28 protein-coding genes are annotated in these 21875 nt (G+C 43.7%); 26 read left to right on the top strand and 2 right to left on the bottom strand.

What is annotated here, in order from left to right:
- Nucleotides 1–116: 116 nt before the first annotated feature.
- Together D0T57_RS06720 and D0T57_RS06715 are read left to right on the top strand one after the other, a co-directional pair.
- Complete coding sequence (locus D0T57_RS06720) at nucleotides 117–5753, top strand: glycoside hydrolase family 38 C-terminal domain-containing protein (RefSeq protein WP_163272155.1); 5637 nt, start codon at nucleotides 117–119, stop codon at nucleotides 5751–5753.
- A 60-nt stretch (nucleotides 5754–5813) separates the two neighbouring features.
- Nucleotides 5814–6704, top strand: a complete 891-nt coding sequence (locus D0T57_RS06715; RefSeq protein ID WP_163272153.1) for an outer membrane beta-barrel protein — start codon at nucleotides 5814–5816, stop codon at nucleotides 6702–6704.
- Nucleotides 6705–6995: 291 nt separating this feature from the next.
- Here the strand turns inward: D0T57_RS06715 and D0T57_RS06710 are convergent, their stop codons facing one another.
- Complete coding sequence (locus tag D0T57_RS06710; protein ID WP_163272151.1) at nucleotides 6996–7163, bottom strand: hypothetical protein; 168 nt, start codon at nucleotides 7161–7163, stop codon at nucleotides 6996–6998.
- Nucleotides 7164–7427: 264 nt separating this feature from the next.
- Between D0T57_RS06710 and D0T57_RS06705 the strand changes: the two genes are divergently transcribed.
- Nucleotides 7428–8261, top strand: coding sequence for an alpha/beta hydrolase family protein (locus D0T57_RS06705; RefSeq protein ID WP_163272149.1), 834 nt, complete (start codon nucleotides 7428–7430; stop codon nucleotides 8259–8261).
- Nucleotides 8258–8908, top strand: a complete 651-nt coding sequence (locus D0T57_RS06700) for a response regulator transcription factor (protein ID WP_163272147.1) — start codon at nucleotides 8258–8260, stop codon at nucleotides 8906–8908. Before D0T57_RS06705 ends, D0T57_RS06700 begins: the two co-directional genes overlap by 4 nt.
- An 8-nt stretch (nucleotides 8909–8916) precedes the next feature.
- Here D0T57_RS06700 and D0T57_RS06695 read toward each other — a convergent pair whose 3' ends face one another.
- A complete protein-coding gene (locus tag D0T57_RS06695) occupies nucleotides 8917–9576 on the bottom strand; it encodes a helix-hairpin-helix domain-containing protein (RefSeq protein WP_163272145.1) in 660 nt (219 codons plus the stop codon).
- A 354-nt stretch (nucleotides 9577–9930) separates the two neighbouring features.
- Between D0T57_RS06695 and rpsL the strand changes: the two genes are divergently transcribed.
- From rpsL to rpsE, 22 genes are all read left to right on the top strand, one after another.
- Nucleotides 9931–10335 carry a 30S ribosomal protein S12 gene (gene rpsL / locus D0T57_RS06690; protein WP_163272143.1) on the top strand — a complete coding sequence of 135 codons (405 nt, stop codon included), beginning with the start codon at nucleotides 9931–9933 and terminating at the stop codon, nucleotides 10333–10335.
- Between the two features lie 159 nt (nucleotides 10336–10494).
- Nucleotides 10495–10971, top strand: coding sequence for a 30S ribosomal protein S7 (rpsG, locus tag D0T57_RS06685; RefSeq protein WP_163272141.1), 477 nt, complete (start codon nucleotides 10495–10497; stop codon nucleotides 10969–10971).
- A gap of 17 nt (nucleotides 10972–10988) precedes the next feature.
- Nucleotides 10989–13112, top strand: coding sequence for an elongation factor G (gene fusA, locus D0T57_RS06680; protein ID WP_163272139.1), 2124 nt, complete (start codon nucleotides 10989–10991; stop codon nucleotides 13110–13112).
- Nucleotides 13113–13193: 81 nt separating this feature from the next.
- A complete protein-coding gene (rpsJ, locus tag D0T57_RS06675; protein WP_163272138.1) occupies nucleotides 13194–13499 on the top strand; it encodes a 30S ribosomal protein S10 in 306 nt (101 codons plus the stop codon).
- Nucleotides 13500–13537: 38 nt separating this feature from the next.
- Entirely contained in the window at nucleotides 13538–14158 is a 621-nt protein-coding gene (rplC, locus tag D0T57_RS06670; RefSeq protein WP_163272136.1) for a 50S ribosomal protein L3, read from the top strand.
- Entirely contained in the window at nucleotides 14158–14787 is a 630-nt protein-coding gene (rplD, locus tag D0T57_RS06665) for a 50S ribosomal protein L4 (RefSeq protein ID WP_163272134.1), read from the top strand. Before rplC ends, rplD begins: the two co-directional genes overlap by 1 nt.
- Nucleotides 14788–14799: 12 nt before the next feature.
- Entirely contained in the window at nucleotides 14800–15093 is a 294-nt protein-coding gene (gene rplW / locus D0T57_RS06660) for a 50S ribosomal protein L23 (RefSeq protein WP_163272132.1), read from the top strand.
- A gap of 8 nt (nucleotides 15094–15101) precedes the next feature.
- On the top strand, nucleotides 15102–15926 hold the full coding sequence (gene rplB, locus D0T57_RS06655; RefSeq protein ID WP_163272130.1) for a 50S ribosomal protein L2: 825 nt from the start codon (nucleotides 15102–15104) through the stop codon (nucleotides 15924–15926).
- 23 nt (nucleotides 15927–15949) lie between these two features.
- A complete protein-coding gene (rpsS, locus tag D0T57_RS06650; protein WP_029903251.1) occupies nucleotides 15950–16219 on the top strand; it encodes a 30S ribosomal protein S19 in 270 nt (89 codons plus the stop codon).
- Between the two features lie 40 nt (nucleotides 16220–16259).
- Nucleotides 16260–16667, top strand: a complete 408-nt coding sequence (rplV, locus tag D0T57_RS06645) for a 50S ribosomal protein L22 (RefSeq protein WP_163272128.1) — start codon at nucleotides 16260–16262, stop codon at nucleotides 16665–16667.
- 8 nt (nucleotides 16668–16675) lie between these two features.
- A complete protein-coding gene (gene rpsC, locus D0T57_RS06640) occupies nucleotides 16676–17419 on the top strand; it encodes a 30S ribosomal protein S3 (protein WP_163272126.1) in 744 nt (247 codons plus the stop codon).
- A gap of 21 nt (nucleotides 17420–17440) precedes the next feature.
- On the top strand, nucleotides 17441–17872 hold the full coding sequence (rplP, locus tag D0T57_RS06635; RefSeq protein ID WP_108821556.1) for a 50S ribosomal protein L16: 432 nt from the start codon (nucleotides 17441–17443) through the stop codon (nucleotides 17870–17872).
- A 5-nt stretch (nucleotides 17873–17877) separates the two neighbouring features.
- Nucleotides 17878–18078 (top strand): 50S ribosomal protein L29, encoded by a 201-nt coding sequence (gene rpmC / locus D0T57_RS06630; protein ID WP_163272124.1) that lies wholly within the window; start codon nucleotides 17878–17880, stop codon nucleotides 18076–18078.
- Nucleotides 18079–18084: 6 nt separating this feature from the next.
- Nucleotides 18085–18342: a 30S ribosomal protein S17 gene (gene rpsQ / locus D0T57_RS06625; RefSeq protein WP_163272122.1), complete on the top strand. Its 258-nt coding sequence runs from the start codon at nucleotides 18085–18087 to the stop codon at nucleotides 18340–18342.
- A gap of 2 nt (nucleotides 18343–18344) precedes the next feature.
- Complete coding sequence (gene rplN / locus D0T57_RS06620) at nucleotides 18345–18710, top strand: 50S ribosomal protein L14 (protein WP_163272120.1); 366 nt, start codon at nucleotides 18345–18347, stop codon at nucleotides 18708–18710.
- An 18-nt stretch (nucleotides 18711–18728) separates the two neighbouring features.
- Nucleotides 18729–19046 (top strand): 50S ribosomal protein L24, encoded by a 318-nt coding sequence (gene rplX / locus D0T57_RS06615; protein WP_163272118.1) that lies wholly within the window; start codon nucleotides 18729–18731, stop codon nucleotides 19044–19046.
- Nucleotides 19046–19609 (top strand): 50S ribosomal protein L5, encoded by a 564-nt coding sequence (gene rplE, locus D0T57_RS06610; RefSeq protein WP_163272116.1) that lies wholly within the window; start codon nucleotides 19046–19048, stop codon nucleotides 19607–19609. Before rplX ends, rplE begins: the two co-directional genes overlap by 1 nt.
- A gap of 1 nt (nucleotide 19610) precedes the next feature.
- Nucleotides 19611–19880: a 30S ribosomal protein S14 gene (gene rpsN, locus D0T57_RS06605; RefSeq protein ID WP_163272114.1), complete on the top strand. Its 270-nt coding sequence runs from the start codon at nucleotides 19611–19613 to the stop codon at nucleotides 19878–19880.
- A 132-nt stretch (nucleotides 19881–20012) separates the two neighbouring features.
- Nucleotides 20013–20408 (top strand): 30S ribosomal protein S8, encoded by a 396-nt coding sequence (rpsH, locus tag D0T57_RS06600; RefSeq protein ID WP_163272112.1) that lies wholly within the window; start codon nucleotides 20013–20015, stop codon nucleotides 20406–20408.
- Nucleotides 20409–20430: 22 nt separating this feature from the next.
- The gene (gene rplF / locus D0T57_RS06595) at nucleotides 20431–20985 is read left to right on the top strand and encodes a 50S ribosomal protein L6 (RefSeq protein WP_163272110.1); all 555 of its coding nucleotides are present in this window, start codon (nucleotides 20431–20433) and stop codon (nucleotides 20983–20985) included.
- Nucleotides 20986–21004: 19 nt separating this feature from the next.
- Nucleotides 21005–21349 carry a 50S ribosomal protein L18 gene (rplR, locus tag D0T57_RS06590; RefSeq protein WP_163272108.1) on the top strand — a complete coding sequence of 115 codons (345 nt, stop codon included), beginning with the start codon at nucleotides 21005–21007 and terminating at the stop codon, nucleotides 21347–21349.
- Between the two features lie 5 nt (nucleotides 21350–21354).
- Nucleotides 21355–21873 carry a 30S ribosomal protein S5 gene (rpsE, locus tag D0T57_RS06585; protein WP_163272106.1) on the top strand — a complete coding sequence of 173 codons (519 nt, stop codon included), beginning with the start codon at nucleotides 21355–21357 and terminating at the stop codon, nucleotides 21871–21873.
- The last annotated feature ends 2 nt before the right edge of the window (nucleotides 21874–21875 follow it).

Raw genomic sequence — 21875 nt, 5'->3', positions numbered from 1 at the left:
CATCATGCCATTTATTGATATGTATCCTGTCAGTTTTTGGAGGTTGCGAAACTAGTTTATTCCTTTGTAGCGAACCTTAAGTTCTGGTTATCTAAAAACTCTATAAACCTTTATTTATGAAAAAAGACAAACTATCCCTATTCTTTGGAGTGATACCGTTGCGGTGGGCGAAAGGAATACTTGTATTTCTCCTCATCGCCGCCTGCCAGCCGGGTATTGCTCAAACTTATATACCTTTGGAACTGGCAGGGTACAACACCGATGCAATAGTCCATGCAGGCGAAGACCCCTCGCAGTCGGGTTTTCTGGATAAGCCCAGCAATGGATATACCTACTATTCGAAAGAGTGGAGAAACGATGGTGGGCTTTCCCGGAGTTTTACTTCCAATGGCGGAGTAGCTTATCAATTGGCTGCATTCACATCGAATAATGTATTAAAATTAAGCCCCGACGGTTCACTTACCGGTTCTCTCACACTAGTTACGCCGATAAAAACGGGTGGTATCTGGGTATTGGGTACTGCTACCGAAGCCAATTCAAAAGTCAAGATAAAAGTACATTATGACGACGGTACTTCCCACGATGCAGGAGAAGAGGAATACCGCGACTGGTACAGCGGCAACAGTTCGGGTACAGCCATACACGGGCTTAAGCGTATCAGGACTAATAGCAGCTACGACGACAGGGCTAACTTTTCATTATACGAAAAGCTGATCCCTACCGATAATACGAAGAATATAGTATCGGTAGAGTTTCAGATTGACAACAATAAATACCTAAGCATCTTTGCTATATCTGCTTATGATATAAATAGCCCTATCCCTCAGGCGGGTACAGTATATATGATACCCAACTCGCATCTCGATACACAATGGAACTGGACTGTGGAGACTTCGATAGACCAGTATGTGAAAAATACATTGGAGAAAAACTTCGAATTATTCGAGAAATACCCCGGTTACAAGTTCAACTTCGAAGGAGCCATCAAGTATAAGTTTGCAAAAGAATACTATCCCGAATTGTATGACAAGCTGAAAGGTTATATCGCCTCCGGCCAGTGGAATATCAGCGGTGGTTCTGTCGATGCCAACGATGTAATGGTTCCGTCGGCAGAGTCTATAATCCGCAACTTCCTTTACGGGCAGGAATATTATAAGAAAGAGTTTGGAATAAAAGGAGGAAGCGATATTATGCTACCCGACTGCTTCGGCTTTCCATACTCGCTGCCTACATTGGCCAGCCATTGCGGCGTAACAGGATTCCATAGTGCCAAGTTGGGCTGGGGTTCGGCATACGACCTCAAGAGCCTGCCTAACTTCGGCGTATGGCGCGGGGTAGACGGCTCGGAGATATTTGCCGTTTACAAACCGGGCGCTTACGATACCGAATCTAAATACCGTAAAAACATTGCATACGACAGTGATATACTATCAGAAATCAACTCGAACAAGTCGAACTACGGTGTAGCTTCTTCGTTCCGCTATATAGGTAATGTGGGCGACCGTGGTGGTGCTGTAGCTGACGAAACTGCCGGTTGGCTTACCCAAAGTGCCGCCAACGATGGCCCTGTGAAAGTAAAACTGGCGACACCGACAGAGTTTTTCAACAGTATAACGCCTGCCGAGAAAAGCTCCCTCCATGTGTGGGACAACGAATTGCCGATGGAAACCCACGGCGTAGGCTGTTATACTTCGCAAACCATACTGAAATACTGGAACCGCAGGAATGAACTTTTGGCCGATGCCACCGAGAAATCGTCCGTTTTGGCACACTGGCTGGGAGGCTTGCCATATCAGTCGGAACCGATACGCAATTCGTGGACAAATGTTCTTTGGCATCAGTTTCACGACGACCTGCCGGGAACATCCATCCCTCAGGCATACAATTTTACTTACAACGACCATATACTTGCCCAAAAGAATCTGTCGGGCATATTCAGCAATGCTATTGGTGCAGTAGCCAGGCAGATGGATACCCAAGTGACGGGCATACCTATCGTTGTATCCAACCCTCTGTCGGTAGAGCGCGAAGATGTAGTAGAAGTAAGCATCCCTCTCGAAACCGAACCTTCTTTTATCAGCGTATATGCGCCCGACGGCAGTGTGGTAGCTGCACAGAAAAACGGATATAAAGACGGCCAACTGTCCCTTATCTTCCTCGCCAAAATGCCATCGTTGGGCTATGCAACATACGACCTCCGGCTGGAGGATAACGCTTCCGCATCTGTATCTACCAACCTCGCTATCACTACCAATACGATAGAAAACGATGAATACAAGGTGACTGTAGATGCTAATGGCGATGTATCATCTATCCTCGACAAGAAACAAGGAGGTAAGGAACTGCTGAAATCTCCTATCCGCCAGTCGATGTCGCTCGATAAGCCGGGCTACTGGCTTGCATGGGAAATAAGCCGTGGCGACATCGAAAGAGCGCCTTATGGCTATGTAGGCGAAAATGCTACCGTTTCCATCGCCGAAAACGGGCCATTGAGAGCCAGCCTGAAAATTACCCGTTCGGCTAGCAAAGACAGGGACAACGATGTGCCATCTACATTCACTCCTTCCGAGTTTGTCCAATACATCCAGATGACGTCTCACGGATCGAAAGACAGGATAGACTTTGTAAATGAAATAGACTGGAAAACAACAGAGACATTCCTCAAAGCAGAGTTCGACCTGAATGCGACTAATGAAAAAGCAACGTTCGACCTCTCGATAGGTACAATAGAGCGCAAGACCCGTAAACCCGGCGATAAACTCTACGAAGTGGTAGGGCACCAGTGGGCAGACGTTACTCACAACGATGATTCGTATGGAGTATCTATCCTCAACGACTCGAAATATGGATGGGACAAGGCGACCGACAATAAGCTTCGCCTGACATTGATCCATACTCCGAAGAAAGACGGGAACGACTACGCATATCACAAGAATCAGGATTTAGGCTTGAATAAGTTTACCTATTCTTTCTTCCGCCATATGGGCAAATGGGATGAAACTACCCAGTGGGAAGCCGCAAAACTAAACCAGCCGTTGACTGCACACCAGGCTCCGAAACACACGGGAGCATTAGGTAAATCGTATGGCTTTGTAAGCCTGAATACCGACAAAGTGGCGGTGAAAGCGTTGAAAAAGGCAGAGTCGGGTGATAATATGATTGTCCGCGTTTACGAACTGACAGGTGAGTCTCACAGCAATGTAGAAATACAGTTCCCTGCCAATATCGTTTCGGCAAGCGAAGTGAATGGTATAGAAGAAAATGTAGGTGCAGTTTCGTTCTCAGGCAATAAACTGACCTTCGATATTACGAAATATCAGCCGAAGACTTTCTCTGTACAACTGGCTACTGCAACCACCACGATCGATGCGCCTGCTTCTACCAAAGTGGCACTGGCATACGATATGGATGTAATGAGCAGCGATGCAGCAAAGACCGACGGACAGTTTGGCGATGCTCCGTATCTTTATCCTGCCGAACTGTTGGCAGATGAAATAGAAGCTGACGGTATCAAATTCTCGATTGGCGGCCGTACCGATGGCAGCAACAATGCCATGAGCTGTAACGGACAGGAGATAGACATCCCGCAAAATGCGGCAAACAGGAAGATATATATACTTGCGGCAAGCAAGAACCCGAAAGGATCGAAAGTAAGCTTCGGTGTAGATGGTATCGGCAAGGAAATGAAAGTAGACTATTATGCTGGATTTGCCGGACAATGGGGTAGTGCTTATGCTACACAGGAATATGTAAGCAGTAATGTTGCCTTTGCAGCCACCCATCGCCACAACATAAAAGACAATAAGAACAATGCTTATCACTTTATGTATATCTATAAATATGCGATAGAGATAGACGCAAATGCACAAAAGCTTATTCTGCCGAAGAATGACGATGTTATGATATTTGCCGTCACAGTATCAGATAATGCAAATGACGATGCCATTCCTGTAAGCACTATAGCTGCCCTTCCTAAGTTCGAAACAATAGAATCGCTCGAGTCGAATCCAGTAGGGGAAGCTTTATCTCCCGATTCGTTCGATGCTTCGGGACAAACCAACAATAACGAAGGGCCTCGGTTTGCAGCCGACAACAATCCCTGGTCGAAATGGTGCGACAACAGTTCTCCTAACAAGTGGCTGCAATACAACTTCGACGATGCTGTGGAAATCAGCCAGTGGAGCGTTCTACATGCCGGTCTCGAAAACGAAGGCAACATCACATCCGAGTTTAGGCTGCAACGCTACGATGCCGCTACCGAATCGTGGATAGATGTCGATGTGGTAACGAACAACACTCAGGCGGCATTAGGCAATTTCGATGCTAATAAGACTTTCCGTGCCGTTACGCCATTTACTACTACAAAAGTAAGGCTGGCTATCGACAGGGGCGAAGTGCAGCATAATGTAGCCCGCATCCACGAATTTACGGTCTATGGCAAATTGGTAGTCGACGATAACGATGCCACACTGGCAAGCCTTACCGTTTCGCAAGGTACGCTTAGCCCTGCATTCGATCCGCAGACAGAAGAATATACAGTTACGGTGGGCGAAACCATTACATCGCTCGAAATCAACGGGACGACAACAAACACTAAAGCCTCGGTAGAAGGTACAGGCACAAAAGACAACCTGGCTACAGGCGATAATGTATTCAATGTAGTGGTTACTGCAAAAGACGGATTCACTACAAAGACTTACAAGGTGAAAGTAGTGCGTACGGCAAGTGCCGATGCATCACTCAAATCATTGGAAGTGTCTGTGGGTACACTTACGCCTTCGTTTTCTCCGCTTACGTACGACTATACGGTAAATGTGGAAAATGACGTGACGGCTATTACGCTGACCGCCGAGGTGAAGCACGATAATGCGACACTTACAGGCGATGGGCTGAAAGAGAACCTCCAGTTGGGCAACAATAAGTTTGAGATTGTAGTTACCGCTCAGGATGGTGCTACGCAGCAAACTTATACTGTAAATGTTGTCCGCCGCGTACTCAATAGCGATGCGTCTTTGCACAGGATATTGGTTAATGGCGAAGAATGGAACCTCGACAACCGGTACGATATGGGATGCGACGACATATTGTCGCTTATGATAGAACCAACCGACCCTACTGCAACAGTAGATATAGGCAAAACTTATAGCGAAACGATAACCACAGCCACTCTCAAAACCATTGCATTCAGGATAACCGCCGAAGATGGTTCGTATCAGGATTATGCACTGAATATAGAACGCCGCTATGCATTCGATGATATTATCTCGGTGAAGTGGAACAATACACTGATGATAAACCTTAAGAAAGTGCGCGAAGACGGCTTTACGCCTACCGGTTACCAATGGTACAAAAACGGCAGTGCGATGAAAGGAGCGACAGCCGCCACATATTCGGCCGGGGCAAGCAAAGTCGATCTGCTGGAAAGCGAATCGGAATACCATCTCGAAATGAGTACTACTATTGGCAGGATACGCACTTGTGCCAGAAAACCGGATCTGAAGAGTTTGTCGGTAAAGGTATTTCCCAATCCGGCTGCCTATGGAGAAGCGGTTTATCTCGATGCCGATATTGAAGACGAGATGCTCGAAGGTGCGTCTATCGAAACATTCAACCTAAACGGGGTGAGGGTGTCATCGGCGAAAGTTACAGGGCGTGTAACCGAGATTAGGCTTCCTGCATCGAGCGGCACATATATTGTCAAATTTGCAGGCAAGGGAGGCTTTGTCAAAGACCTGAAAGTGATAGTAAAATAGATTAGCCAACCAGTACACTGGCGTGTTGGTGTACTGGTTTTAAAAATATAACTTAACAATATGATAAAGAAATATATATACTTATTCGTGTCGGGGCTGTTGGCTTGTATGTCGGTAATGGCTCAGGACAAACCGCATCATGAATACTCCATATCGCTGGGAGGGGGCGTGTCTTCCTTTAAGTACGATACATCGGCAGGCAATCACAACTATGGCTTTGGCGGCGATATCGGTTTTGGCTACAAATACTTCTTCAACAATAACTGGGCTGTGCAGTCGGGAGTGGAAATTGCCTGTCTCAATGCAAAGACCGACAATCTGGAAGCCCTGAGTTATGCTCCCGGGCTACGCGATTCGGAAGGTGAGGTGTATGATTATTATTCTGCCGTAAGCGACCTTGCGGAGAGGCAACATGCACTTCTTGCCAACATTCCCATAATGGGGCATTTTCAGACGGAGGTTTTCGATGGCAACCGGTTTTATATCTCTGCCGGTATGAAAGTAGGTATCCCCATTGTCGCAAAATATAAGACCAAAGGCGGGCGCTACGAAAACAAAGGCTGGTACACCGAAAAAGAGAACTGGGCCGACAGTCAGAAATTTGCCGGATTCGGCATATTCTACGACAGGGATGTAAAAGAAGACCTCGACCTCAAAATTGCGTTTATGCTTAGTGCCGAAACGGGGATTAAATGGCAGTTGCCAAATGGATTGGGGCTTTATACCGGGCTATATTGCGACTATGGATTGAACGATGTGATGAAAAACGGACATGGCAATCCGCTTGTAACGCAGGAAATACAGCCCGACAGGTATTACTTTACATCGAACAGTGCGTTGGAATCTTCTCACTACGACAAATATGTGCACGAAGGTGGCAAAGGAAAACAGATAACAGACAAGGTAGTGCCTGTTGCGCTGGGAATAAAGCTGAGGCTGACTTTGAATTAACAGAAAAATGGGGATGCCCTTTATAATGTGCCGGGGGAGTGAATTGTGATAGGGTTGCCCTCTCTGGTCTTATGTGAAGACGCACAGCAAAGTCGAAACTTTATTATATGAATCCCTTCAAATTCCTGTAAAATAAGGGGAGTTTGGAGGGGTTCTTGGGCTCAACTATCGGGGTGAGCAAATCACGGAAGATACAAAAAAACCGCTAAAATGGACAAGAAAAAATTGCCGACAAGTAGAATCTCGCTAAAATTTAAGCAGGCTCTTAGCCTTTAACGAATCTTTCTGTATTCAGTATCGCTCCCTCCAATATGCTTTTCCTTGTATATCGTCAATATGGCATATTCGTCTTCCGTTCCTTGCAGATTCCCAGCTTCCTTCCACGGGGTTGAAATCATCGTCGCCCGAGCAGCTGATCAATGTAGGGAGAATCAGTAATATTATCAGTAGCTTTTTCATTCCGGTTATAGTTTGGTCTTGGCAAATTTAAAAAAAACATCCCTCTCCCGCACATCCAAAGACACTAAATTGTCATTTGCCCTTATGTTCGTTGAAACACTTTAATGGTTTTTGCTGTTTTCTTTATCGACTGCACTTTCTACTATCTGCTGAAACGTAGTTGATGCATCCCTTTTCTCAAAAACGTATTTTATAAGAAATAATGTTAACTTCGCAATCATAATATTGTAACTCAGAAATAAAACAGCTAAAACCATAATTTGCATGAAAAAACAAGTCTGTACATTATTCTTCCTCATAGCATCGTGCCTCATTTCCCTACAAGCCCAGAAAGTTGACACGGTTGAGGTTTTCAGCCAAAAAATGAATAAGGCATTGAAGAATGTCGTCATTTTGCCCGAAGGGTACGACAAAGCCAACGACAAAAGATACCCGGTAGTATATCTCCTTCATGGATATGGCGGCAAACACAGCACATGGGTAGACCATACCAAAAAGAGCCTACCACAGGATGCCTCGAAATGGGATGTGATAATAGTATGTCCCGACGGGCAAAACAGTTGGTACTGGGACAGCCCCGTAAACCCTGGAATGCAATTCGAAACCTATGTCAGCAAAGAACTGATTGGTTTTGTTGACGAAAATTACAATACCATCGCCTCGCCAAAAGGCAGGGCGGTTACCGGGTTCAGTATGGGCGGTCACGGCGGCTTGTGGCTCGGTATAAATCATCCCGATGTTTTTGGTGCTTGCGGCTCTATGAGCGGCGGCGTGGATATACGCCCCTTCCCCAACAACTGGGAAATGAGAAAATGGCTGGGTTCGTATAAAGCCAACCCCGAAGTATGGAAGCAATATACAGTAGCTACCCAATTGCACAAGATAGAACCCAACACGCTCGAAATTATTATAGACTGCGGCAAAGACGATTTCTTCTATAAAGTAAACGAAGACTTGCATCATGATATGCTGCGCAGGAATATCACCCACGATTATATTGTACGTCCCGGCGGACATACACACAAATACTGGAACAATGCAGTAGATTACCAACTGATGTTTTTCTCCAAGTTCTTTAATAAGGAACCTGCCGAATGAAAGACGTTATAGTATTCGATGCTCAGGATATAACCCGCATAGGCATCGAGACGCTACTGAACAGCCAGAAGAAATATATGCCTGCGCAGGTGGTCGAATCTAAGGCGGCATTGTTGAAAATGCTGGCAGAGTATCCGCAGGCATCTGTAATTCTCGATTATTCATTGGCTGATTTTGCCGGGGCAGATGATCTGCTCAATGTCAGCTCCCGTTTTCCGTCAGCACGCTGGCTTCTGTTTTCCGAAGAGCTAAGCAACGATTTTGTCAGCAAGCTCACCTTTAGCAGCGAGGCTTTTAGTATCGTATTGAAAATGTGCGATGCGGATGAGATAAATGCTGCCCTGAGTCTTATGCTTCGCGGCGAACGGTTTATCTGTGCGCGTGTAGCCAACCAGTTGTTGCAAGTGCAAAAACATACGCCGGCGGCAAGTAGCGATATACTGACTGCTACCGAAAAAGAGATACTGAAAGAGATAGCATCGGGGCATACCACAAGGGAAATAGCATCGAACCGCAACCTCAGTTTCCACACCATCACCACCCATCGCAAGAATATTTTCCGTAAGTTGGAGGTCAACAATGTACACGAAGCCACAAGATATGCCGTGCGCGCCGGACTGGTCGATCTGGCGGATTATTACATTTAGAGGCTACCTTAGTCGAAAGAGAGATAAGGTGATAGTCTTTTTATATCTTTTTCGCTAAACTCGTCGAGTAGCTCCAGTCTGCCAATCGAGCCGATAGCACCTTTCCTTTCCCTTATGTCAGTTATTGCCTGCGCCTGCTTGTAGTTGATGTACGGATGTTTGGCAAGCTCTCTGAAAGAGGCGGAGTTTATCTTTATTTTCCTGCTTTTGGCGGTTAGTGTCATATATGGCTTAATGTCGTCGAACAGATAGTCGTCCATTCCCCATACTTCTTTCAGCTGTTCTATATGGTTGAAGCCGCCAAGAAGTTCCCTGTATTTTACTATGCGGTTGGCAAATCCGCGCCCTATTTTTGGTATCTTTTTCAGCGCGGTAGTATCGGCACTGTTTAGCTCTATGGTTTCCCCAGCCTTTAGTTTTTGCTGATAAAGGGGCGGGCTGTTTTTGTGCCTGTCCTGTTTTGCTTGCGTTTCCGTATCTTCTGTATACTTCATATTGGCAATAAAAGCTTCGAAGCGATTGTTGTCCGATATATTTTCCGGTTGCGTCCTGGTCTGTTTTGGATATGATACTGCATATAATATACCGGCCAATAGGATGAGTATCAGCAGTAAGATAATGGCGGTTTTGTCACCCCTTTGAAAATAGAGGTAGTCTTTCCAGTTCATCTTGTGTCGGTTTCTTATTCAGTGTCAAAAATAGATAAATAATAGCAATTGGAAGATTAAAGTATCACATAATTGCGGTTTAAGCCAGTGTGCTCTGCGGTTTCCTCGTCATTTTATTGCTCAATAACGCACAAAACATCATCTTCTACGGAAAAACTTTCAAAAAAGCAGGTAATAATTTGTGTAATTGGTTGATAATCTCTACATTTGCAACCCGAATAATGCATGTAAAAGGGCTTATTTCGGTGGCAAGTATTTGATTGCCATTGAAATAGCTTCTTTTTAATGTATTGTGGGAGTTAATTAAAATTAATAACAAAAAATTGAATTAAAAGTTCTAAAGATTAAAACAAGATGCCTACAATTCAACAACTAGTAAGAAAAGGACGCACTGTTTTGGTTGAAAAGAGTAAATCACGTGCTCTTGATGCTTGCCCGCAACGTCGTGGCGTATGTATCCGCGTGTACACTACTACTCCTAAAAAACCAAACTCGGCGATGCGTAAGGTAGCGCGTGTACGCTTGACAAACTCAAAAGAGGTGAATGCATATATACCCGGAGAAGGGCACAACTTGCAGGAACACTCTATTGTGCTTGTTCGTGGCGGCCGTGTGAAAGACCTTCCGGGTGTACGTTACCACATCGTACGCGGTACATTAGATACTGCCGGTGTTAACGGACGCACTCAACGCCGTTCGAAATACGGAGCAAAACGTCCTAAACCGGGAGCTGCAGCAGCAGGAGCTAAGAAAAAATAATCCTGAGCAGGTCCACTAACCGAGTTTTTTAATTAAAGTATTAAAACGGTTTAAGTTTATTGGATAGGCTATATACAGGTTGAGTAAACGGTTCGGCGGAACTGTTGAAGACGCTAAAACAATGGCAGCCAAAAACAAAAACAAAATTTAAAAGTAAAAATGAGAAAAGCAAAACCAAAGAAAAGACAGATCCTCCCGGATCCTGTTTTCGGTGATGTAAAGGTTACAAAGTTTGTTAACCACTTGATGTACGATGGTAAAAAATCTACAGCATTCGATATATTCTACACTGCACTCGAGGGTGTGAAGAAAAAACTACCGAACGAAGAAAAATCTCCTTTGGAAATATGGAAGTCAGCGTTGGACAACGTAACTCCACAAGTAGAAGTGAAGTCTCGCCGTGTAGGTGGTGCAACATTTCAGGTTCCTACCGAAATCCGTCCCGACAGAAAAGAGTCGGTATCAATGAAAAATCTTATCCTTTATGCCCGCAAGAGAGGTGGAAAAACTATGGCTGATAAATTGGCCGCAGAAATCACCGATGCGTTCAACAACCAAGGAGGAGCATACAAGAGAAAAGAAGATATGCACAAAATGGCAGAAGCCAACCGCGCTTTTGCACATTTCAGATTTTAATATAGAGGGCTAAATCAATGGCAAAAATAGTAGAAAACTTAAGAAATACAAGAAATATAGGCATCATGGCGCACATCGATGCCGGTAAAACGACCACATCGGAACGTATCTTGTTCTACACCGGCCTTACCCACAAAATCGGGGAGGTGCACGATGGTGCAGCCACTATGGACTGGATGGAGCAAGAGCAAGAGCGTGGTATTACCATCACATCTGCCGCTACTACAGCTAGCTGGAAGTACAACAACGAAGTGTTTAAAATCAACTTGATAGATACTCCCGGACACGTTGACTTTACAGTAGAGGTAGAACGTTCGCTTCGTATCCTCGATGGTGCTATCGCAGCTTACGACGCGGTGAGCGGGGTAGAACCTCAATCGGAAACAGTATGGCGCCAGGCCGATAAGTACAACGTGCCACGTATGTGCTACGTGAACAAAATGGACCGTTCGGGTGCCGACTTCTTCGAAGTTGTTCGTCAGATCAAAGATATGCTGAACGGTAACCCTTGTCCTATACAAATACCTATCGGTGCTGAAGAAAACTTCAAAGGTATCGTCGACCTGATCACAATGAAGGCGATGTATTGGCACGATGAAACAATGGGCGCCGACTACAGCATCGAAGAAATCCCTGCCGAATATCTTGCCGAAGCTCAAGAGTGGAGAGATAAATTGGTAGAAATGGCTGCCGAGGCAGACGAAACATTGATGGAGAAATTCTTCGACGACCCTTCTACTATTACAGAAGACGAGCTTCTTGCTGCTATCCGCATAGGAACACTTGAGCAAAAAATCAACCCTATGCTTTGCGGTTCATCTTTCAAAAATAAAGGTGTGCAACCATTGCTGGATGCAGTATGTAAATTCTTGCCTAGCCCGATAGACACATTGGCTATCGAAGGTACAGACCCACGCACAGGCAACACAGTAGTACGTCATCCAAGCCCGGATGAGCCTATGTGTGCATTAGCATTTAAAATTGCTACCGACCCATATGTAGGCCGTCTATGTTTCTTCCGCGTTTACTCGGGAGAGTTGGCTGCCGGATCGTATGTATATAACAGCCGTTCGGACAAGAAAGAGCGTATCTCACGCTTGTTCCAAATGCACTCAAACAAGCAAAACCCGAAAGAAGTTATCGGTTGTGGCGATATAGGTGCAGGAGTAGGTTTCAAAGATATCCGTACAGGAGACACACTGTGCGACGAAAACCATCCTATCGCGCTTGAGTCTATGGACTTCCCAGATCCGGTTATCGGTATCGCTATCGAGCCAATCACTCAAAAAGACGTAGACAAACTGGCTACAGGTCTTGGTAAATTGGCTGAGGAAGACCCTACATTCCGCGTACATACCGACGAAGATTCGGGTCAAACCATTATCGAAGGTATGGGTGAGCTTCATCTTGAGATCATTATCGACCGTCTGAAACGTGAATTTAAAGTTGAATGTAACCAAGGACGCCCACAAGTGTCTTATAAAGAAACGATTACTCAAACAGTTGAGCTTCGCGAAGTTTATAAGAAACAATCGGGAGGTCGCGGTAAGTTTGCCGATATTATCGTTAAAGTTGGTCCTGCTGACGAAGATTTCGAAGGCGAATTGCAATTCATTGACGAAATAAAAGGAGGTAACGTACCTAAAGAATTTATCCCTTCAGTTCAAAAAGGTTTCCTTGCTGCTATGAAAAATGGTGTGCTTGCAGGTTATGCCCTAGACAAACTGAAAGTAGTTCTTGTAGATGGTTCGTACCACACAGTAGACTCTGACCAACTGTCTTTCGAACTTGCAGCTAAGTTTGCATTCAAAAATGCTTCTGAAAAAGCAGGTCCGGCATTGCAAGAGCCTATCATGAAACTGGAAGTTGTTACTCCTGAAGAAAGCATGGGTGATGTAATCTCCGACTTGAACAAGCGTCGCGGACAAGTAGAAGGAATGGAATCGAGCCGTTCGGGTGCACGTATCGTGAAGGCGAAAGTGCCTTTGGCAGAAATGTTCGGTTACGTTACATCGCTGCGTACAATCACTTCGGGTAGAGCAACGTCGGCAATGACATTCTCTCACTACGAAATGGTGTCGCCATCTATCGCACGCCAAGTGTTGACAGAAGTGAAAGGACGAGTAGACCTCATAAAATAAAACTAAATATAAGCTGTGGTTAGTGAATGACTCTTAACCACAGCTTTAGAAATGATTATTATTATAAATTAAAAACAGACAATGAGTCAAAAAATCAGAATTAAACTCAAATCGTACGATTATGCATTGGTTGACAAATCAGCCGAAAAAATCGTTAAGACAGTAAAAGCTACAGGCGCAGTAGTAAGCGGTCCAATTCCGTTGCCAACACACAAACGTATCTTTACTGTAAACCGTTCTACTTTCGTTAACAAGAAATCGCGCGAGCAATTCGAACTATCTTCATACAAGAGATTGATCGACATCTACAGCACGTCACCTAAAACTGTAGAAGCTCTGATGAAACTTGAAATACCAAGTGGAGTTGAAGTAGAAATCAAAGTTTGATGAAATTTTATATTAGTTTAAATAAATAATTTAGAGAAATGCCAGGATTATTAGGAAAGAAAATCGGAATGACATCCGTATTCAGTGCCGAGGGAAAAAACATTCCATGCACTGTTATCGAAGTAGGTCCTTGTGTTGTTACTCAAGTGAAAACCGTTGAAACAGACGGTTACGAAGCCGTTCAGATTGGATTTGTAGAAAAGAAAGAAAAGCATACTACAAAACCATTGCAAGGACACTTCAAGAAAGCAGGAGTAGCCCCACAAAGATACTTGGCCGAGTTCAAGTTCGAAGAGACATACAATTTGAAAGACGTTATAACTGTGGACGGAATGTTCTCATTAGACGATCCTTATGTAGATGTAACCGGAATATCTAAAGGTAAAGGTTTCCAAGGAGTAGTTAAGCGTCACAACTTCCGTGGAGTAGGTGAAGCTACCCTCGGACAACACAACCGTCTTCGTGCTCCGGGTTCTATCGGTGCCTGTTCGTATCCAGCGAAAGTATTCAAAGGAACACGTATGGGGGGTCAAATGGGTAACAAGCAAGTTACAGTTCAAAACCTCGTGATTATTAAAATAATTCCGGAACACAATCTTTTGTTATTAAAAGGATCAATTCCGGGAAGTAAGGGTTCAATCGTTAGAATAGAAAGATAATGGAACTGAGCGTATTAGATATAAACGGTAAAGATACCGGTAAAAAAGTAGCATTGAACGATGCTATTTATGGAATAGAGCCAAACGAGCATGTTCTGTGGTTAGACGTAAAGCAATATCTTGCAAACCAACGCCAAGGTACGCACAAATCGAAAGAAAGAAGCGAAATGTCGGGAAGTACCCGCAAGCTTATCCGCCAAAAAGGTAGCGGAGGCGCTCGCCGTGGTGACATCAACTCTCCTGTATTGGTAGGTGGTGCACGCGTATTCGGTCCTAAACCTAGAGACTACAGCTTCAAACTGAACAAGAAAGTAAAACAACTTGCCCGCAAGTCTGCTCTTTCTACAAAAGCTAAAGACAACCAGATACTTGTAGTTGAAGACTTCAATTTTGAAGCTCCTAAGACTAAAGACTTCGTTGCATTGGCTAATAATCTGCAAGTAGCTGATAAAAAGATACTTCTTGTTTTGCCAGACCAAAATAAAAATGTATATTTGTCGGCTCGAAATTTACAAAGAGTGAAAGTGGTAAGGGCTTCTGACCTAAATACTTATACAATACTAAACTGCACAAGTCTGGTATTGGCTGAGTCGTCGGTAGCTGTTATCGATAACCTTTTAAAAGCATAAGGAGGACATACTATGGGAATTTTGATAAAACCAATCTTAACAGAAAAGCAAACCGCAATCTCGGAAAAATTTCCGAACCGTTACGGTTTCCGTGTTGCTCCAAGTGCAAACAAGGCTGAGATAAAGAAAGCAGTAGAAGAACTTTACGGCGTAAAAGTAGAGTCGGTAAACACGATAAACTATGCCGGAAAGAAAAAAAGCCGTTACACCAAATCAGGTGTTATCAGCGGCAAAACTTCTGCATTCAAGAAAGCGATAATCACCCTCAAAGAAGGTGACAGTATAGACTTTTTTAGTAATATCTAAATAATAAAATGGCAGTACGTAAATTAAAGCCCACAACTCCGGGGCAGAGACACAAAATTATTGGTACATTCGAAGAAATCACTGCAAGTGTACCAGAAAAATCCCTTGTAGTCGGTAAAAAAGCGTCTGGTGGCCGTAACAATACTGGTAAGATGACAATGCGTTATCTCGGTGGCGGTCATAAGAGAAAATACAGGCTCATAGACTTCAAGAGAACAAAAGACGGAGTTCCGGCCACTGTAAAATCAATAGAATACGATCCGAACCGTTCGGCTCGTATCGCCCTATTGTATTATGCAGACGGAGCAAAAACATACATTGTTGCTCCACAAGGCCTGCAAGTTGGCCAAACAGTGATGTCGGGAGCCGATGCAGCTCCTGAAGTAGGAAACGCTTTGCCACTGGCAAATATTCCTATCGGTACAGTAATTCACAACATCGAACTTCGTCCTGGTCAGGGAGCTAAGATGGTTCGTTCGGCAGGTGGATTCGCACAGTTGACTTCTCGCGAAGGAAGCTATGCAATCATCAAAATGCCTTCCGGAGAAACACGCAAGATCCTCCTTTCCTGCAAAGCCACTATCGGTAGCGTAGGTAACTCAGACCATGCCCTCGAAAAATCAGGTAAAGCCGGTCGTTCGCGCTGGTTGGGCCGCCGCCCTCACAACCGTGGGGTAGTAATGAACCCTGTCGATCACCCTATGGGTGGTGGTGAAGGACGTTCATCAGGAGGTCACCCACGTTCACGTAAGGGATTGTATGCTAAGGGTCTTAAGACAAGAGCGCCTAAAAAACACTCTTCTAAGTATATAATCGAAAGAAGAAAAAAATAATAACCTGATTAATTAAAGAATATATGAGTCGTTCGTTAAAAAAAGGCCCGTACATTAATGTTAAGCTTGAAAAGAAAGTCTTGGCTATGAATGAGTCAGGAAAAAAAGCTGTAGTTAAGACATGGGCAAGAGCTTCAATGATATCTCCAGACTTTGTTGGCCATACTATCGCTGTTCACAACGGGAACAAATTCATCCCGGTTTATGTAACAGAAAACATGGTAGGACACAAACTAGGAGAATTTGCACTTACACGCACATTCCGTGGACACGGTGGCAACAAGAAACGCTAATTGAAGCACCATAATTAATTAAAAAAAAGAAAACATTATAATGGGTAAAAGAAAACGTATAGCAGCTGAAGCAAGAAAAGAAGCACAGAAGAGCGTTTCCTTTGCGAAGTTGAATGAAGTACCTACATCACCACGCAAAATGCGCCTAGTAGCAGATATGGTTCGTGGAATGGAAGTATTCAGGGCACTTGGTGTACTGAAATTCTCTAACAAAGAAGCTGCAGCCAGAATAGAAAAATTGTTGCGTTCGGCTATCGCAAACTGGGAAGCCAAAAATGAACGCAAAGCAGAAGGCGGAGAACTATTTATATCACTAATACAAGTAGACGGCGGGGCAATGCTCAAAAGAATGCGCCCGGCACCGCAAGGTAGAGGTTACAGAATACGTAAGCGTTCAAATCACGTAACGCTTCACGTAGATACACTTAATAAAGAAAACCAAAATTAATTTAGCAGATGGGACAAAAAGTAAATCCAATAGCAAATCGTTTAGGAATCATCCGTGGATGGGATTCTAACTGGTATGGAGGAAAAAGCTACGGAGAAACACTGTTGGAAGACAGCAAAATCCGTAAATACCTCAATGCCCGTCTGGCTAAAGCAAGCGTATCGCGCATCGTGATCGAACGTGCGCTTAAACTTGTAACCATTACAGTTTGCACAGCACGCCCCGGAGTTATCATCGGTAAAGGCGGACAAGAAGTAGACAAACTGAAAGAAGAACTTAAGAAAATTACGGACAAAGATATCCAGATCAACATTTTCGAGATCAAGAAACCAGAGTTGGACGCAGTTATTGTAGCCAACAACATAGCACGCCAGGTAGAAGGCAAAATCGCTTACCGTCGCGCTATCAAAATGGCCATTGCATCTACGATAAGGATGGGAGCCGAAGGTATCAAAGTGCAAATATCAGGACGTTTGAACGGAGCAGAAATGGCTCGCTCAGAAATGTATAAAGAAGGACGTACTCCACTCCATACATTCCGTGCCGATATAGATTATGCACACGCCGAAGCACTTACCAAAGTAGGTCTGATAGGTATCAAAGTATGGATTTGCCGTGGCGAAATCTATGGCAAGAAAGACCTTGCACCTTCATTCGTAAACACTAAAGACAGCGGAAATTCTGGCAACAGAGGCGACCGCCGTTCAAGAGACGATCAAGGTAAAGGTTTCAAGAGAAACAAGAGAAAGTAATTAAAAAACGATTGAAGCAAAATGTTACAACCGAAAAAAACAAAATTCAGAAGACAGCAGAAAGGCCGTATGAAAGGCAATGCCCAAAGAGGGCATGAGCTGGCTTTCGGTTCGTTTGGCATCAAAACCCTTGAGAACAAATGGATCACAGGACGCCAAATAGAAGCGGCTCGTATTGCGGTAACCCGTTATATGCAACGTCAGGGGCAAGTTTGGGTACGTATATTCCCCGACAAGCCAATCACAAAGAAACCTGCCGAAGTACGTATGGGTAAAGGAAAAGGATCTCCTGAAGGATTCGTCGCTCCGGTAACACCAGGTAGAATACTATTCGAAATCGAAGGAGTATCTTATGATGTAGCAAAAGAAGCATTGCGCCTAGCAGCACAAAAGCTTCCTGTAACTACAAAATTTGTAGTACGCAGAGATTATGACTTAACTCAAAACGCTTAAGAAGTATGAAAATTGCAGAAGTAAGAGAACTTTCGGACAAAGAATTGAAAGAAAGACTAGATGCTGAAAGAATAGCATTAAACCAACTGGTGTTAAACCACAGTGTATCTCCATTGGACAACCCAACTCAAATAAAGGTAAAACGCCGCGACATCGCACGTTTCCTTACAGAGTTGCGCCAAAGAGAATTAAACACAAATAAATAAGAGCTGATGGAAACTAGAAATTTAAGAAAAGAAAGATTCGGGGTCGTTTTCAGCAACAAGATGGACAAAACCATTACAGTAGCTGTAAAATGGAAAGAAAAACACCCTATGTACGGAAAATTCGTTAACAAAACGAAGAAATATCATGCTCATGACGAAAAAAACGAGTGCAACATCGGCGACACAGTGCGTATTATGGAAACTCGTCCGTTGAGTAAAACAAAAAGATGGAGATTAGTAGAAATAATCGAAAGGGCTAAATAATTATGATACAACAAGAATCAAGACTAGTAGTTACTGACAACAGTGGAGCTAGAGAATGCTTATGTATCCGCGTACTAGGCGGAACAAGAAGACGCTATGCGTCGGTAGGGGATGTGATTGTGGTTGCTATCAAGAATGTGATCCCTTCGAGTGATATTAAGAAAGGTGCTGTAACAAAAGCCGTTATCGTGCGTACCAAAAAAGAAATCCGTCGTCAGGACGGTTCTTACATCCGCTTCGATGACAATGCCTGCGTACTATTGAATGCAGCCGGTGAACTAAGAGCAAGCCGTATCTTTGGACCAGTTGCCCGCGAACTTCGCGCAACCAACATGAAGATTGTTTCATTGGCACCAGAGGTACTATAATCCAAAAAACAAAAAGCAATGAGTAAATTACATATCAAGAAAGGCGATATAGTATATATAAATGCTGGTAAGGATAAAGGTGAAACCGGACGTGTACTCAAAGTGTTGGTCGAAAAACAACGCGCTATAGTAGAAGGCCGCAACATGATTACCAAGCATACTAAGCCTAATGCGAAAAATACGCAGGGAGGAAGAGAAACAGTAGAAGCGCCTATCCATATTTCGAACCTTAACGTAGTCGATCCTAAAACAGGAAAACCGACACGTATAGGCCGCAAACTGGTAGATGGCAAATTAGTTCGTTACGCTAAAAAATCAGGGGAGGAAATTAAATAATGAGCAATACAACAACACTTAAAGCAGAATATAAAGACCGTATTGTAGCCTCTTTGATGAAAGAATTCGGTTACAAATCGAACATGCAGGTGCCTGTATTGAAAAAAATCGTTATCAACCAAGGTCTTGGTATAGCAGTAGCAGATAAGAAAATTATTGAAACTGCTGTTAACGAAATATCCACTATCACAGGTCAGAAAGCAGTAGCGACATACTCTAAAAAAGATATCTCGAACTTCAAGCTTCGTAAGAAAATGCCTATCGGTGTGATGGTTACACTACGTCACGACAAAATGTACGAATTCCTCGAAAGACTGGTACGCGTGGCATTGCCTCGTATCCGCGACTTCAAAGGAATCGAAAGCAAACTCGACGGACGTGGAAACTATACACTCGGTATACAAGAGCAAATCATTTTCCCTGAAATAAATATCGACAATATTAGCCGTATTTTGGGAATGAATATTACCTTTGTAACTTCCGCAAAAACGGATGAAGAAGGTTACGCCCTGCTCAAAGAGTTCGGATTACCATTTAAGAACGCAAAAAAAGAATTGATATAAGATGGCAAAAGAATCAATGAAAGCCCGCGAGGTGAAAAGAGCCAAGATGGTTGCCAAATATGCAGCAAAAAGAGAAAAACTTAAAGCTGAAGGCGATTACGAAGCTCTACAAGCAATACCTAAAAATGCTTCGCCTGTACGTCTGCACAACCGTTGCAGCATCACAGGCCGTCCAAAAGGCTATATCCGCCAATTTGGAATTTCCCGTATACAATTTAGGGAAATGGCATCGAAAGGTTTGATACCGGGTGTGAAAAAAGCAAGCTGGTAAAACAGAAATTAAGAATTATGAATGAAAAGTTATGAATTGAGTCACCCGTTCTTAATTTTTCATTCTTAATTCATTATTTATATTTTTTAAATATTGTCCCGGTAGTCGGGATTAATTTAAACCAAATTAAACATGACAGATCCAATCGCAGACTATTTGACGCGTGTAAGGAATGCCATCATGGCAAAACACAGAGTTGTTGAAATTCCGGCGTCGAATTTGAAAAAAGAGATTACAAAAATTCTCTTGGAAAAAGGCTACATCCTTAACTATAAGTTTGTAGACGAAGGTCCTCAAGGCTCTATCAAGATTGCCTTGAAATACGATCCTGTGAACAAGGTGAACGCTATCAAGAAACTGATTCGCGTATCATCTCCCGGGCTTCGTAAATATGTAGGGTATAAAGAAATGCCTCGTGTCCTCAACGGACTGGGTATAGCTGTAGTATCTACCTCTAAAGGAGTGATGACAGACAAAGAAGCGCGCGAACTGAAAGTTGGTGGCGAAGTAATGTGTTATGTTTATTAATTAAGAGGGAGGATAACAAGTTATGTCTAGAATAGGTAAATTACCCATCAATCTTCCTGCCGGAGTAACAGTTACTGTGAGCAAGGAAAACTTAATTACTGTAAAAGGACCAAAAGGAGAACTTTCGCAAGAAGTAAACCCAGATATCAAAGTTTCGATAGAAGATGGTGTGTTGTCAGTAACACGCCCTACTGACGAAAAAGCTCACCGTGCAATGCACGGACTATACAGATCTTTGATCAACAACATGATTGTTGGAGTTTCTGAAGGATATCGCAAAGAAATGGAATTAATCGGAGTCGGTTACCGTGCATCAAATGCAGGTCAACTACTTGAACTTTCACTCGGATATACACACAATATCCATATGATGTTGCCTCCTGAAATAAAATTGGAGACAAAATCGGAAAGGAACAAAGCTCCGCTTATCATCCTCGAATCTTGCGACAAGCAGCTGATAGGCCAGGTGTGTGCGAAAATTCGCTCATTCCGTAAACCAGAGCCATACAAAGGAAAAGGTATACGATTTGTAGGAGAAGTTATCCGTCGCAAGTCTGGTAAAGCCGCAGGTAAATAATCCATAAACTGTAGTAATCATGGTAACAAAGACAGAAAGAAGAAATAAAATAAAACTACGCGTACGCGGTAAGATCTTCGGAACTGCAGAGCGTCCGCGCCTGACGGTTTTCAGAAGCAACAAGCAAATCTATGCGCAGGTTATCGACGATTTGACAGGTAAAACTTTAGCGGCAGCATCATCACTTAAGATGACCGACAAAGCCCCTAAAAAAGAAATAGCTGCAAAAGTAGGTGAACTGATTGCTAAGAATGCACAAGAAGCTGGTATTACAGCTGTGGTATTCGACCGTAACGGTTACTTGTATCACGGTAGAATCAAAGAATTGGCAGACGCTGCCCGTAACGGTGGACTTAAATTTTAATAGAAATGGCAGGAGTTAACAATAGAGTAAAATCGACAAACGACATCGAATTGAAAGATAGGCTAGTGGCTATCAACCGTGTTACCAAAGTAACAAAGGGAGGTCGTACATTCAGCTTCGCTGCTATCGTAGTTGTAGGTAATGAAGATGGTATCGTAGGCTGGGGACTAGGTAAAGCCGGTGAAGTAACAACCGCCATTGCGAAAGGAGTTGAAGCTGCTAAGAAAAACCTTATCAAAGTTCCGGTACTTAAAGGAACCGTTCCTCACGAGCAAGTTGCACGTTTTGGCGGTTCGGAAGTAATGCTTCGCCCGGCTGCTCCCGGTACAGGGGTTAAGGCAGGGGGTGCGATGCGTGCCGTGCTTGAGAGTGTTGGAGTAACAGACGTATTGGCAAAATCGAAAGGTTCGTCAAACCCTCACAACTTGGTGAAAGCTACAATCGAAGCTTTAGGCGAGTTGAGAGACGCATATACTGTTGCTCAAAACAGAGGTGTTTCGATGGAAAAAGTGTTTAAAGGTTAATT

It is taken from the genome of Dysgonomonas sp. 511 (assembly GCF_010501105.1).
Taxonomy (GTDB): Bacteria; Bacteroidota; Bacteroidia; order Bacteroidales; family Dysgonomonadaceae; genus Dysgonomonas.
Note: the sequence above shows the minus strand (reverse complement) of the source record. Positions and strands in the feature narration are given on the sequence as shown.

Bases quoted from the DNA above. Each gene is read 5' to 3' on its own strand.
- D0T57_RS06720 (WP_163272155.1), top strand. From the start codon at position 117: ATGAAAAAAGACAAACTATCCCTATTCTTTGGAGTGATACCGTTGCGG.
- D0T57_RS06715 (WP_163272153.1), top strand. From the start codon at position 5,814: ATGATAAAGAAATATATATACTTATTCGTGTCGGGGCTGTTGGCTTGT.
- D0T57_RS06710 (WP_163272151.1), bottom strand. From the start codon at position 7,163: ATGAAAAAGCTACTGATAATATTACTGATTCTCCCTACATTGATCAGC.
- D0T57_RS06705 (WP_163272149.1), top strand. From the start codon at position 7,428: ATGAAAAAACAAGTCTGTACATTATTCTTCCTCATAGCATCGTGCCTC.
- D0T57_RS06700 (WP_163272147.1), top strand. From the start codon at position 8,258: ATGAAAGACGTTATAGTATTCGATGCTCAGGATATAACCCGCATAGGC.
- D0T57_RS06695 (WP_163272145.1), bottom strand. From the start codon at position 9,576: ATGAACTGGAAAGACTACCTCTATTTTCAAAGGGGTGACAAAACCGCC.
- rpsL (WP_163272143.1), top strand. From the start codon at position 9,931: ATGCCTACAATTCAACAACTAGTAAGAAAAGGACGCACTGTTTTGGTT.
- rpsG (WP_163272141.1), top strand. From the start codon at position 10,495: ATGAGAAAAGCAAAACCAAAGAAAAGACAGATCCTCCCGGATCCTGTT.
- fusA (WP_163272139.1), top strand. From the start codon at position 10,989: ATGGCAAAAATAGTAGAAAACTTAAGAAATACAAGAAATATAGGCATC.
- rpsJ (WP_163272138.1), top strand. From the start codon at position 13,194: ATGAGTCAAAAAATCAGAATTAAACTCAAATCGTACGATTATGCATTG.
- rplC (WP_163272136.1), top strand. From the start codon at position 13,538: ATGCCAGGATTATTAGGAAAGAAAATCGGAATGACATCCGTATTCAGT.
- rplD (WP_163272134.1), top strand. From the start codon at position 14,158: ATGGAACTGAGCGTATTAGATATAAACGGTAAAGATACCGGTAAAAAA.
- rplW (WP_163272132.1), top strand. From the start codon at position 14,800: ATGGGAATTTTGATAAAACCAATCTTAACAGAAAAGCAAACCGCAATC.
- rplB (WP_163272130.1), top strand. From the start codon at position 15,102: ATGGCAGTACGTAAATTAAAGCCCACAACTCCGGGGCAGAGACACAAA.
- rpsS (WP_029903251.1), top strand. From the start codon at position 15,950: ATGAGTCGTTCGTTAAAAAAAGGCCCGTACATTAATGTTAAGCTTGAA.
- rplV (WP_163272128.1), top strand. From the start codon at position 16,260: ATGGGTAAAAGAAAACGTATAGCAGCTGAAGCAAGAAAAGAAGCACAG.
- rpsC (WP_163272126.1), top strand. From the start codon at position 16,676: ATGGGACAAAAAGTAAATCCAATAGCAAATCGTTTAGGAATCATCCGT.
- rplP (WP_108821556.1), top strand. From the start codon at position 17,441: ATGTTACAACCGAAAAAAACAAAATTCAGAAGACAGCAGAAAGGCCGT.
- rpmC (WP_163272124.1), top strand. From the start codon at position 17,878: ATGAAAATTGCAGAAGTAAGAGAACTTTCGGACAAAGAATTGAAAGAA.
- rpsQ (WP_163272122.1), top strand. From the start codon at position 18,085: ATGGAAACTAGAAATTTAAGAAAAGAAAGATTCGGGGTCGTTTTCAGC.
- rplN (WP_163272120.1), top strand. From the start codon at position 18,345: ATGATACAACAAGAATCAAGACTAGTAGTTACTGACAACAGTGGAGCT.
- rplX (WP_163272118.1), top strand. From the start codon at position 18,729: ATGAGTAAATTACATATCAAGAAAGGCGATATAGTATATATAAATGCT.
- rplE (WP_163272116.1), top strand. From the start codon at position 19,046: ATGAGCAATACAACAACACTTAAAGCAGAATATAAAGACCGTATTGTA.
- rpsN (WP_163272114.1), top strand. From the start codon at position 19,611: ATGGCAAAAGAATCAATGAAAGCCCGCGAGGTGAAAAGAGCCAAGATG.
- rpsH (WP_163272112.1), top strand. From the start codon at position 20,013: ATGACAGATCCAATCGCAGACTATTTGACGCGTGTAAGGAATGCCATC.
- rplF (WP_163272110.1), top strand. From the start codon at position 20,431: ATGTCTAGAATAGGTAAATTACCCATCAATCTTCCTGCCGGAGTAACA.
- rplR (WP_163272108.1), top strand. From the start codon at position 21,005: ATGGTAACAAAGACAGAAAGAAGAAATAAAATAAAACTACGCGTACGC.
- rpsE (WP_163272106.1), top strand. From the start codon at position 21,355: ATGGCAGGAGTTAACAATAGAGTAAAATCGACAAACGACATCGAATTG.